At 65.3% G+C, this 11,988-nt stretch carries 12 protein-coding genes; 4 read left to right on the forward strand and 8 right to left on the reverse strand.

Going from position 1 to position 11,988, the window contains the following annotated elements:
* Positions 1-23: 23 nt before the first annotated feature.
* Complete coding sequence (gene prmC, locus KME82_RS19090) at positions 24-893, reverse strand: peptide chain release factor N(5)-glutamine methyltransferase (RefSeq protein ID WP_430538854.1); 870 nt, start codon at positions 891-893, stop codon at positions 24-26.
* A gap of 410 nt (positions 894-1,303) precedes the next feature.
* On the opposite strand from prmC, the gene KME82_RS19095 reads away from it, so the two are divergent.
* Positions 1,304-2,908, forward strand: coding sequence for a PKD domain-containing protein (locus KME82_RS19095; RefSeq protein WP_215495430.1), 1,605 nt, complete (start codon positions 1,304-1,306; stop codon positions 2,906-2,908).
* Between the two features lie 64 nt (positions 2,909-2,972).
* Positions 2,973-3,053, forward strand: coding sequence for a hypothetical protein (locus KME82_RS27205; protein WP_430538855.1), 81 nt, complete (start codon positions 2,973-2,975; stop codon positions 3,051-3,053).
* 248 nt (positions 3,054-3,301) lie between these two features.
* Here the strand turns inward: KME82_RS27205 and KME82_RS19100 are convergent, their stop codons facing one another.
* From KME82_RS19100 to KME82_RS19110, 3 genes are all read right to left on the reverse strand, one after another.
* The gene (locus tag KME82_RS19100; protein ID WP_215495431.1) at positions 3,302-3,493 is read right to left on the reverse strand and encodes a hypothetical protein; all 192 of its coding nucleotides are present in this window, start codon (positions 3,491-3,493) and stop codon (positions 3,302-3,304) included.
* A 489-nt stretch (positions 3,494-3,982) separates the two neighbouring features.
* Positions 3,983-4,510: a carboxymuconolactone decarboxylase family protein gene (locus tag KME82_RS19105; protein WP_215495432.1), complete on the reverse strand. Its 528-nt coding sequence runs from the start codon at positions 4,508-4,510 to the stop codon at positions 3,983-3,985.
* A gap of 331 nt (positions 4,511-4,841) precedes the next feature.
* Complete coding sequence (locus KME82_RS19110) at positions 4,842-5,381, reverse strand: peroxiredoxin (RefSeq protein WP_252255423.1); 540 nt, start codon at positions 5,379-5,381, stop codon at positions 4,842-4,844.
* A 155-nt stretch (positions 5,382-5,536) separates the two neighbouring features.
* On the opposite strand from KME82_RS19110, the gene KME82_RS19115 reads away from it, so the two are divergent.
* Positions 5,537-6,484, forward strand: coding sequence for a LysR substrate-binding domain-containing protein (locus tag KME82_RS19115; protein WP_215495433.1), 948 nt, complete (start codon positions 5,537-5,539; stop codon positions 6,482-6,484).
* A 239-nt stretch (positions 6,485-6,723) separates the two neighbouring features.
* On the opposite strand, the gene KME82_RS27210 is transcribed toward KME82_RS19115, so the two are convergent.
* Both KME82_RS27210 and msrA read right to left on the reverse strand, forming a co-directional pair.
* Complete coding sequence (locus KME82_RS27210) at positions 6,724-6,861, reverse strand: DUF6053 domain-containing protein (RefSeq protein ID WP_430538740.1); 138 nt, start codon at positions 6,859-6,861, stop codon at positions 6,724-6,726.
* A gap of 88 nt (positions 6,862-6,949) precedes the next feature.
* A complete protein-coding gene (gene msrA / locus KME82_RS19120) occupies positions 6,950-7,600 on the reverse strand; it encodes a peptide-methionine (S)-S-oxide reductase MsrA (RefSeq protein ID WP_215499135.1) in 651 nt (216 codons plus the stop codon).
* Between the two features lie 242 nt (positions 7,601-7,842).
* On the opposite strand from msrA, the gene KME82_RS19125 reads away from it, so the two are divergent.
* Positions 7,843-9,492 (forward strand): peptide-N4-asparagine amidase, encoded by a 1,650-nt coding sequence (locus KME82_RS19125; protein WP_215495434.1) that lies wholly within the window; start codon positions 7,843-7,845, stop codon positions 9,490-9,492.
* Between the two features lie 877 nt (positions 9,493-10,369).
* Here KME82_RS19125 and KME82_RS19130 read toward each other — a convergent pair.
* Positions 10,370-11,314, reverse strand: coding sequence for a DMT family transporter (locus KME82_RS19130; RefSeq protein ID WP_215495435.1), 945 nt, complete (start codon positions 11,312-11,314; stop codon positions 10,370-10,372).
* Positions 11,315-11,567: 253 nt separating this feature from the next.
* Positions 11,568-11,849 (reverse strand): DUF2007 domain-containing protein, encoded by a 282-nt coding sequence (locus tag KME82_RS19135; protein ID WP_215495436.1) that lies wholly within the window; start codon positions 11,847-11,849, stop codon positions 11,568-11,570.
* Between the last annotated feature and the right edge of the window lie 139 nt (positions 11,850-11,988).

The following is an 11,988-nucleotide window of genomic DNA, read 5'->3' on the forward strand; positions in this document are numbered from 1 at the left end:
ACGCACGACCGTCGCCGGCCGCGTCACGCGCCATCGAGCGGTTTGCGCGCGAGCGTCACCCGGTCGCGGTCTTCCCAGTCGCGCTGCGTCGCCGCGTCGATCAGGCCCGCGGCGGTCAACAATGCGCGCACCGCCTCGCCCTGCTCCCAGCCGTGTTCGATCAACAGCCAACCGCCCGCATGCAGATGCGCGGGCGCCTCGCGGGCGATGATCCGGATCGCATCCAGCCCGTCGGCGCCCGAGGCCAGCGCGCCGGCCGGTTCGTAGCGCAGATCGCCCTGCGCCAGATGCGGATCGTCGGTTTCGATATACGGCGGGTTGCTCGCGATCAGATCGAACGATTCCCCGGCCAGCGGTGCGAACCAATCGCCCTGACGGAATTCGATGTTGTGTAAATCAAGCTCAAGCGCGTTGCCACGCGCGATCTCCAGCGCCGCCGGGCTGACATCGACGGCGATCACCCGCGCGCTCGGGCGTTCGCAGGCCAGCGCCAGGGCGATCGCGCCGCTGCCGGTGCCCAGATCGGCGACCCGCCGCACGCCCGATCCGGGCAAGCGATCCAGGGCCAGCTCGACCAGCAATTCGGTTTCCGGCCGCGGGATCAAGGTCGCCTCGCTGACCCGCAGATCGAAGCGCCAGAATCCGCGCCGGCCGGTCAGATATGCCACCGGCTCGCCCGTCGCGCGGCGTTCGATCAACGCGGCGAACGCGGCGGCGGCTTGCGTGTCGAGCACGTCGTCGCCGTGCGCGAACAACCAACTACGCGGTTTGCCCAGCAGGTGACACAGCAGCAACTCGGCATCGCTCGGCTCCACGCGCGCGCGCGCATCACGCAACAGGGCATCGACGCGGATCATCGCGGGGCGGTCTCGACTCACGGGCAGGATCGCCATGGTACGCGAGCGCATCGCGCCGGCCTTGCCGAAACACACCGGTCGGCGATCAAGGCGTCCGCGCCGAACCGAATGCGGCCGACGACAGCAACGCGCACAAGCGTGTTGCGGCGCAACGCGGCGCGGTCCGATTGTGTCGACTCGGTCGAATTCGCGAGTTTCGCTGCTTGCCACGGCAGCGCATTGATTGCTCTGGAAAAAAACCGCCGCGGTGTCGGGTTTAGACTGTTTTACCCTATTTAAATCGATCTAAATCTTGACACGGCGAAATCCGCGCTCGCACTGTCGGCGCCGTCGCTGCCGTTGGCGGCCAGGAGCGCGAGGGAACGCCTGCGAGCCGACGCTCGCCCGGCGCCTGCGCGCATTCGCTCATCGCGTCGCTCGCGGCGCCCATCGCAGGGGATCGTTCCATGTCGACTTCCAACACGCCTTCGTCGCGGCCGCATCGCCGCCTCGCTCCCGCCCTCGCCGCGTTGACCCTCGCCCTGGCCGCACCGGCCGCGATCGGCGCCGAATCGGCGATCTTCGGCGGCGGCCCGTTCTATTCCGGCGGCCAGACCGTGATCAACGATCTGCGCAACTCGGGCTTCACCACGGTGTTCCTGTGGAGCGTCCACATCGAGGACAACGGCGATCTGGTCTACAACGACATCCCGATCGTCAAGAACGGCGCCTACGTCGGCGCCGACGCCGATTGGCCGGCGCGACTGGCGACGCTGAAAACCGCGCCGACCTCGGTCAAGCGCGTGGAAGTCTCGATCGGCGCCTGGGGCGTGCCCGACTTCGAACGCATGTCCAAGCTGGCCAACGGCACCGCCGCCGGCTGCGGCACCACCGTGGCCTGCGGCACCGGCAGCGGCAGCATCCTGTACCGCAATTTCCAGGCATTGAAGACCGCCACCGGCGCCGACGCGGTAAACTTCGACGACGAGAGCCACTACAACGTGGCCGACACCACCACCTTCGGCCAGATGCTGGTCGGGCTGGGCTACAAGATCACCTTCGCGCCCTACACCAATCAAAGCTTCTGGAAGGGCGTGAAAGACAACCTGGGCGCGTCGGTCGACCGTATCTATCTGCAGGTCTACGACGGCGGCGCCGGCAACAATCCGGCCACCTGGAACACGGCGATGGGCATGACCGTCATGCCCGGCCTGTGGACCAAACACGGCAGCGGCTGCAGCGCCGGCGACAGCCCGGCGCAGGTCAACACCCGCATGGCCGGCTGGAAGACCAGCGCCGGCATCAGCGGCGGTTTCCTGTGGCTGTACGACGACATCCAGGCCTGCTGGTCGCAAGGCACCAGCGCGCAGTACGCGGCGGCGATCAACAACGCCCTCAGCGGCAACACCGCGCCGGTGGCCAACTTCGGCGTCAGCATCAGCGCGCTGACCGCGAATTTCAGCGACGCCTCCAGCGACGCCGACGGCAGCATCGTCTCGCGCAGTTGGAACTTCGGCGACGGCGGCACCTCCACCGCGACCAATCCTTCGCGCACCTACGCGAGCGCCGGCAACTACACCGTCACCCTGACCGTGACCGATAACGGCGGCGCGACCAACACCAAGACCCAGACGGTGTCGGTCGGCGCGGGCAACGTCAACCTCGCGCTCAACAAGCCGGTCACCAGTTCGGCCGCGTGCAACAGCAACGAATCGGCGGCGAAGGCGGTCAACGGCAGCACCTCCGGCGGCACCACCGACAAGTTCTGCTCGCTCGCCTCGCCGGCGTGGCTGCAGGTCGATCTGGGTTCGGCGCAGACCGTCAGCGGGTTCACGGTCAAGCATGCCGGCGCGGGTGGCGAATCGGCGAGTTGGAACAGCAAGGCGTTCACTATCCAGACTTCAAGCAATGGGAGCACCTGGAGCACGCCGGTGAGCGCGACGGCCAACACCGCCAGCAGTTCGACGCATGCGATCACGGCTACGTCGGCGCGTTATATCAAGCTCAATGTGACCACGCCGACGCAGAACGGGGATCCGGCTACGCGGATTTATGAGTTCGAGGTTCGGTGAGGTTTGGATGCGGGGCCGGTTCGCGATGTTGTCGCGGGCCGGCTTTTTGTCTTGATTCGATCTGATCGGGTCGGAAGGCGTCGGGGCTGAAGCCCCTCCCACAAAAGCCGTCCCGGCGATGTTGGGTTTCCTTGCATCGTCGTAGTTGTGTTTTCGCGGTCGCGGCTTGCGCCGCTCCTACAGGGAGGCACGCAGCTTTTGGCTTAAGCCTGAAGTCGCGCAGCTCATCCAGCGCTGCGAGGCGACTACCTCGCGAGAACAAAAGTACACCCGGAGGGCGGCGCACATGGATGTGCGCCGTGCGCCACCGAGACAGGATGTCTCGTGTGGCGCATGCCTGCGTCAACTCCGCACGCGCGGGCTCTTGATTCACAAAAAAGCGTTTTTCTTTGGTTACCTTTCTTTTGTCGCTTTTGACAAAAGAAAGTGACCCGCCGCTTTAGTGGCGGAAGCTTTTGATCCTGCTTGCAGCTCTTGAGGCTTTAAAGCTTTAAAGCTTTGAAGCTTTAAAGCTTTGAAGCTTTGAAGCTTTGAAGCTTTAGAGCCTTTGAAGCCAAAGGCAGGATCAACAGCTTTCGTCCGCAAGCGGCCGAGTTACTTTCTTTTGTCTAAAGCGACAAAAGAAAGGTAACCAAAGAAAAACGCTTTTCTTTGAATCAAGTGCCCGCACGATCGGTGCAGACGCAGGCATGCGCCACACGGGACATCCATGTCCCGGTGGCGCACGGCGTGCATCCTGCACGCCGCCCTCCGGGTGTGCGGTTGCTAACGCGAGTTAGCGGCTTCGCAGCGCTGGATGAACTGAGCGGCTTCAAGCCAAGAGCCAACAGCTAAGACGCAAGCAAAAGCTAAGGCGCAAGCGCAGGCTAAGGCACAGGCACAGGCACAGGCACAGGCACAGGCAGGCTAGGCCAGTGCGGTGGCAATAGCGGTGACGCACCGAAATGCAATTTCAGGTTTCCATGCCATCCAAACGCCACCCGAAAACGGCATTGATCCCGGCATGAGCCGCAAACAAAAACGCCGGCTTTCGCCGGCGTTTTCGCGATACGGCCGCCAAGGGCGATCAACCGATCACATCTGCTCCAACGTCACCGCCACCGCATGCACCACCGCGCCGATCTTGAGCGCACTCTGCACGCCCTGCGCGCTGATGTCGTGCTTGCGCAACACCTTCTCGTGCGAGTCCATGCAGGCGCCGCAACCGTTGATCGCCGATACCGCCAGCGACGCCAGTTCGAAGGTCATCTTGTCGATGCCCGGGTTCGCCATTACGTTCATGCGCAGGCCGGCGCGCAGTTGGCCGTACTCTTCGTTCTGGATCAGGTGGGTGGCGCGGTAATAGATGTTGTTCATCGCCATCACCGCGGCCGCGGCCTTGGCGCCGTTGATCTCTTCGGGCGACAGCTTTTCGGCGGCGAATTCCTCGATCGCCGCGGCGAACGGCTTGTAGCGCGAGGCGATCGCGCACGCCAGCGCGATGGCGCGAATCTGCTTGGCGTCCAGGCCCGGCGAACCGGCGTCGCTGAGCACGCTGTCGAGGTTGAGCTTGAGGTCCTTGGCGTAATCGGGAAGCGAGTTGCGAAGATCGGAAAGGCTCATCGAAGGCTCCTTGAAAGGCGGCGAAAGATCCGTCGTGCGACGGACACGCGTCATCGCCTGGCGGGCATGCGCAAGCGCACGGCTGGCGGGGTCGACGACGAAACGAAATGGATCGGAAGAAGTGCAGCCGGGGCGAGCCCCGGCTGCGGGCATCCCGCATGGGAGGGAGGTTGGCTGCTGCGAGCGGCCACATGCGGGCGTACTGCCAGAGAAATCTGCGCCGACGGCCGAAACCGGCAGCGCAGTAGAACCAGAGGGGAGCCGGGTCACGGAATCCGGCTCCGCGGGAGGTCACTCCCGGTCGAACGATCGGCGCGGAAAACCGCGTGGATCAGGCGACCTTGAGGGTGCTCTCGCCCTGGCTCCAGTTGCACGGGCACAGCTCGTCGGTCTGCAGCGCGTCGAGCACACGCAGGACTTCCTGCGGGTTGCGGCCGACCGAGCCGTCGGTGACGTAGACGAAACGGATGATGCCGTCCGGATCGACCAGGAAGGTCGCGCGCTGGGCGACGCCATCGTCGGTCAGGATGCCGAGCGAGGAGGTCAGGTCCTTCTTGATGTCGGCCAGCATGGGGAACGGCAGGTCGCGCAGGTCCTTGTGGTCCTTGCGCCACGCCAGGTGGACGAACTCGCTGTCGGTCGACGCGGCCAGCACCTGGCAATCGCGGTCGAGGAACTGCTGGTTCAGGTCGCCGAAGCCCTTGATCTCGGTCGGGCACACGAAGGTGAAGTCCTTCGGGTAGAAGAACACCAGCAGCCACTTGCCCTTGTAGGTGTCGTTGTCGATGTCGGCGAACGCGCTATCGAGACTGTCGATACCAACGGTGGCCTTGACCTTGAATTTCGGGAACTTTTCGCCGATCGAAAGCATGCGGATGACTCCTTGAAAGGATGGGAGGGGTTGGAAAGGGGTGGGTTAGTGCCGAAGGGCGCAACCTATGTGCCGTATGTTGCGGCACAGCAATTGATAAATGAAATGAATTGTTCCTATTATGCCGATAGCCACACTCAATTGACAGGCCGCGCATGAACCTTCGTGATCTCAAATATCTGGTCGCTCTGTCCGATCACAAGCACTTCGGCCGGGCGGCCGCGGCCAGTTTCGTGAGCCAGCCCACGCTGTCGACCCAGATCAAGAAGCTCGAAGAGGAACTGGGCGTGTCGCTGGTCGAGCGCGCGCCGCGGCGGGTCATGCTGACCCAGGTCGGGCGCGACATCGCCGAGCGCGCGCGCAAGGTCATCGCCGATGTCGAGCAGATGAGCGAAATCGCCCGCCGCAGCCAGGACCCGGAGGCCGGCTCGGTGCGCCTGGGCCTGTTCCCGACCCTGGGGCCGTATCTGTTGCCGCATGTGGTGCCGGGGCTGCGCAAGCGGTTTCCGCGCCTGGAATTGCTGCTGGTCGAAGAGAAGACCGACCAGATCCTCGCGCGCCTGCGCGACGGCCGACTCGACGCCGGGCTGCTCGCGCTGCCGATCCACGACGATCAACTGCATGTCGAGCCGCTGTTCGACGAACCGTTCCTGCTCGCCGTGCCGCAGCAGCATCCGATGGCCGGGCGCGATTCGCTCGATCTGCACGATCTCGACGACCAGCACCTGCTGCTGCTCGAAGAAGGCCATTGCCTGCGCGAACAGGCGCTGGACGTGTGCCGCCTGGCCGGCGCCGACGAACGCGACGGGTTCCGCGCCACCAGCTTGGAGACGCTGCGGCAGATGGTCGCGTCCGGGGTCGGCATCACCTTGCTGCCGATGCTGTCGGTGCAGCCGCCGGTGCCGCCCTCGCCCGACATCCACCTGTTGCGTTTCAACGGCGAATCGCCGCATCGGCAGATCGGCATTCTGTGGCGGCGCAGTTCGGCGATGTCGGACTTCCTGATGCAGCTGGCGCTGGAGTTGCGCAAGTTGCCGGCGTCGTTGTTGCAGCCGCCGCGGTTGGCGGGTGAGAAGCGCAAGAGTGCGCGCGGGCCGCATTGAGGCGGCTTGATACGGCTGTTTGAGATGGGTGGCGCTGTTGGAGTCGTGTCGTCGATCGGCCGTTGGAGTTGCGTCGTCAGTCGAGTGTCGCGGTCGCAGCTTGCGCAGCTCCTACAGTCGGAAACGTTGCATCGCCGCAGGCCGACCGCAGGAGCGGCGCGAGCCGCGACCGCGAACTCACCGCACCGACGAGTCGGCATCTCTCGCATCGCCGTGCGGCGATCTCGCAGGCGAGCGAATCAGACCCACCAGACGAAAAACCGCGAGGTCTTTTGTGAAAGGGGCTTCAGCCCCGATGCTTTCCGATCAGACGCGGCGATCTGAAAAAGGAGCATCGGGGCTGAAGCCCCTCCTACAAAAGGCCTCGCGGCCTGCATCGATCATGGGTTACCAGTTACCGCGGACTGTCCGAGCCACTTGCAAATTCACATCGCCGATTCACGTGGCCGATTCAGACCCGCAAGATCACACCACCCCGATCGGACAACTCACCCCGGTCCCACCCAGGCCGCAATACCCCATCGGGTTCTTGGCCAGGTACTGCTGGTGTTCGTCCTCGGCGTAATAGAACACCGGTGCCGGCGGCTCGGGAATTTCGGTGGTGATGTCGCCGAAACCGGCCTCGCGCAGCTTGGCCTGGAACGCATCGCGGCTGGCCAGCGCGGCCTGGTACTGGCTTTCGTCTTCGCAGTAGATCGCCGAGCGGTACTGGGTGCCGGCATCGTTGCCCTGGCGCATGCCCTGGGTCGGGTCGTGGCTTTCCCAGAACACTTTCAGCAGATCCTCGAACGCCATCTGCTTGGGGTCGTACACGACCAGCACCGCCTCGGTATGACCGGTCTGGCCGCTGCACACTTCGCGGTAGGTCGCATTGGGCGTGTAACCGCCCGAATAGCCGACCGCGGTGGTGACCACGCCCGGCACGGTCCAGAACTTGCGCTCGGCGCCCCAGAAACAGCCCATGCCGAACTGCACCCGCGCCAGCCCGGCGAAGGCGTCGCGCAAGGGTTGGCCGTTGACGAAGTGACGGTTGTGCAACGGCAGTTCCTGCGCGCGCCCGGGCAACGCGTCTTCGCGCTGCGGCAGCCGCTGCTTGAACGCGCCTACGCCAGGAATGAATGAACCGGCCATCGTCTCGCCTCCGTATCGTCGATTGTCGCGGGGGATTGCTGCGGGCGAATGCCCTGCCGATGAAATGCGGCATGTGTCGCAGGATTCAAGCGCCGATCGCGCGCGCACGGCTTGTCGCTCGCGGCCAAACCCGGGAAGCTCGAAGGGCCCCGCCCGTCCGAGCGTGCGCACCGCGACGGTGCTGCGCCCGCCTGGACGGCCCTCGCCCTCTTTCCAGGACTTGGCTCATGAACCCTCACCTGTTCCGCGCCGGCTCGCTCGTGGCCGGCCTGCTGTCGGCCGCGCTGTCGCTCGCCGCGCCCGCCCATGCCGCCGACGAATTCGGCAGCGACTGGGACGATCCGCGCACCGCCGATCCGGCGGTCGCGCGTCCCGACACCCGCAGCTGCACGGTCGAAATCCTCGACACCGCGTTCGCCGATTTCGACTGGCATCCCGGCACGATCGCGCCGCCGGCCGCCTGCCCCGGGCCGTGGAGCAAGGTCGTGCTGGAAATGGACGGCCAGGTGAAGGGCGTTCAATTCGATCGCCTGGGCTATCTGCAGATCGCCGGCATGACCGTGCTGTCGACCAGCACGCCCGAACCTTCGCGCGACGGCATCGGCTGGCATGTCGAAAAAGACATCAGCGCCTACGCCTCGCTGCTGAAGTCGCCGCAGGCAGTGCGCATGTACCTAGGCAACGTAGTCAACGAGACTTACACCGGGGTGATCTACGTGCAGGCGCGGGTGGTGTTCTACACCGCCGATCGTCGCCATCGGGCACTCGACAGCGCCGACGTGGTCACGCCGCTGGCCAACGAACGCCGCGACGGCGCCGACCTGATCGGCGACTACACCTTGCCGGCCAATGCCACGCGCTGGCTCGGCGAGGTCTACGCGACCGGTTCGGGCGGCGGCTGCGAGGAATTCTGGTACTTCACCGCGCCGCCGGAAGCGAACTACTCCTGCCCGGCCCAGCACGGCCCGTACCGCGAGGTGCAGGTGCTGATCGACGGCCGCGTCGCCGGCATCGCCATGCCCTACCCGCACATCTACACCGGCGGTTGGTCGAACCCGTTCCTGTGGTACGTGATCCCGGCGCCGCGCGCGTTCAACATCGAACCGATCCGCTACGACCTCACGCCCTTCATCGGCCTGGTCAACGACGGCCGCGCGCACGAGGTGCGTTTCCGCGTCGCCAACCTGCCCGACGGCGCGTCGGGCTGGACCTTGCAGCCGAACCTGCAAGCCTGGACCGACGCCCGCCGCGGCGCCACCGGCGGCCGCCTGCTGAGTTATGAACTCACCCCGCTGGCGGCCAAATCCGTCTACACCGCCTTGCCGGACGGCACGTTCAAGCTCGACACCCGCGGCGGCCATCGCTTGCGCGCGAGCGGCTATGTCGACACCTCCAAGGGCCGCGAATTCACCAGCATCGACCGCATCGTCGGCAACGACAATCTGCACACCTGGGGCGCCGAGGAAAATCCCGATGGTGTGAAGGGGGAATGGAACGACACCCAGACCGTCACCCGGATCGGTCGCGGCTTGCCGACGGTCGCGGTGCAGTCGCAGCGTTTCGGCCTGGACGGTTCGATCAGCGTGGTGCCGTCGGGCAATTACCAGCGCATCGTGACCACGATGAAGATTTTCGACGAAGCCAATGCCTTGCAGACGCCGGGACTGGGGCAGACGCTGGTGGCGCAGGCCACGCGCAACAGTTTCGAGGGCGATGCGGGCTGGAATTACGGGGTCCCGCGTCCGGAGCGGCATGCGACGGGGCATTCGACGCAGCGGCATCGCAGTGTGGGGACGCAGGGGTGTTATGACCACGAGATTGCGCAGGAGAATGGGTTCATTCAACTGGATTGGTATCGCTGTGGTGGGCCTCGTTGATTGAGTGTTCTTGAGTGGGTTAGGTTCGTCCTCGTTTGAGGATGCGAGTCGGGGCTGAAGCCCCTCCCACGAAAGAATCTCACCTACCCCTGTAGGAGCGGCGGAAGCCGCGACTGCGCGATGGCGCACACGTCGCGACCTGCGCCGTAGTCGCTGTGGCGCTGTCGCGGCTCGCGCCGCTCCTACAGGTGGGCCATGCGGCTTTCTCCTGATGTCAGATTTCATTCCCAGCGCTGCGAGGCATGTAGCTCGCGTTGACAAACGCACACCCGGAGGGCGACGCGCATGGATGCGCGTCGCGCGCCACCGGGACAAGGATGTCCCGTGTGGCGCGTGCCCGCGTAAGCACCGCACTTGCGGGCACTTGATTCAAAGAAAAGCGTTTTTCTTTGGTTACCTTTCTTTTGTCGCTTTTGACAAAAGAAAGTAACTTGGCCGCTTGCGGACGAAAGCCGTTGATCTTGCCTTTGGCTTCATAAGCTCTAGAGCTTCAAAGCTTTGAAGCCTTTAGAGCTGCAAGCAGGATCAAAAGCTTCCGCCACTAAAGCGGCGGGTCACTTTCTTTTGTCTAAAGCGACAAAAGAAAGGTAACCAAAGAAAAACGCTTTTCTTTGAATCAAGTGCCCGCACGATCGGTGCAGACGCAGGCATGCGCCACACGGGACATCCTGTCCCGGTGGCGCACGGCGCACATCCCTGTGCGCCGCCCTCCGGGTGTGCTTTTGTTCTCGCGAGTTAGGTGCCTCGCAGCGCTGGATGAACTGCACGGCTTCGGGCTCAAGCCGCATGGCCTACCTGTAGGAGCGGCGCGAGCCGCGACCGCGGGAATACGGCTACAGCGCAGGTCGCGATGCGATCGTCATGGAACACCCGCGACTCAACTACCGTCGCCAACCCGCCGCACCGAAAACAATGGCTGATCCCCACGCGCCAACCCAAGAAAAATACCCGCCAACGACAAGCCAATGCCGACCAACTCGATCGCCCCGAGCGACTTATGGAACAGCAAAACATCCCAGACATAAGCCAGCAACGGCTGCAACAACAGACACAGACCAACCACCCCCGCCGGCAACTTCGGCATCGCCCGGCCGATCACCAACCACCCAAGCACCTGCGCGATCCCCGCATACGCCGTCAGGATCAACCAATCGTGCGCACTCGCCGGCAGCAGCGTCTCGCCGCCGAACGGCACGCTGACCCCGAGCATCGCCGCGCAGCCCAGACACAACCACCACTGCAAGGCCTCGTTAGGCGTCGACCCACGCCGCGCCTGCGCCGCGCGGAACGCCAGCAGGAAACCGCCGTAGGCCAAAGCCGCGGCCAGGCCGAACGCCACGCCCAGGCGGAAACGCGCGTCCATGCTTTCCCAGCCCGGCGCGAGCAACAGCCCCAGGCCGATCAGGCCCATGCTCAAACCGACCCACAACCGCCAGCCCGCCCGTTCGCCGAGAAACAAGGCGCCGACGCCGGCCAGCACGAACACCTGGAAATTCGCCAGCAGCGTCGACAGACCCACGCCGACGTACAGGATGCTGCGATGCCACAGCCACAGGTCCAGCGCCATGAACGCCGCGCCGAGCATGACCAGGCCGAGCACCCGGCCGTCCGGGCGCCAGTGACGCATGCGGCCGCGCCGCCACGGCTGGCCGAGCAACACCAGCAGGATCACCGCCGCCAGCGCCATGCGCCAGAACGCCGACGCGGCCGGGCCGATCTCGACCCATTTGACGAACACCGCCGAACTGCTGATGACGCTGGCGCCCAGCAACATTTGCAGCAGCGGCGTACGCGAGGGATGAGTGGGAGCGGCGGCGTTCATGCGCGCCTCCGCAGTCGGGACAGATCACTGGCCAATCGCATGTCGAAGACTCCGGTCGTCCCCGCCCACAGCCATCGCCGCGGACGGGTGGCGCCGCCGCGGCGACCGGCAGCGGGCCGGTCGCGCCGCGGGCGGCGCATCGAATAAGAAAGCGGTGGGATGCGGTTCGGCCCGTGGACGCGAACCGCCGGCGCCGCGAGAGCGCCGTGGCCTGTGGCTCAGGCGCGCGACCGAAGTACGCGCGACCGCGGCATCAAGCCGGCAGCCAGCCCGTTGGCGGCAGGCCGCCGATCGGGTCCGGCTCGTCGGCGACCTCGGGCGGCGGATCGCCCAGCGACAAGGCGTCGACCACCTCGCGCGCCTGCGGCCAGGCAGCTTCGGGCACGCACACCTGCACCGCGCCGAACACCGGCAGCTCGCCCATCCCGCCCAGCAGGGCTTCGCCGCGCAGGAACACCGGAATCCCGGCGTCCTCCAGCGCATGCCGGACCAGGTGAGCATCGATCAGATGGGCGGCTTCGTAGACGACTTTCATCGTCCTTCCTTCGGCGCAGGGCCTTGCGGGGTCTGCGCCCAGCATACGCCGGCCGCGCGCGCCCGGCCCATGAACGCTGTGTCCTGCGCGGCGATCGGCCCGACCCGGCAAGGGCCGCGACCGTTCAGGGCCGGGAGCA

The organism is Lysobacter capsici (assembly GCF_018732085.1).
GTDB lineage: Bacteria > Pseudomonadota > Gammaproteobacteria > Xanthomonadales > Xanthomonadaceae > Lysobacter > Lysobacter capsici_A.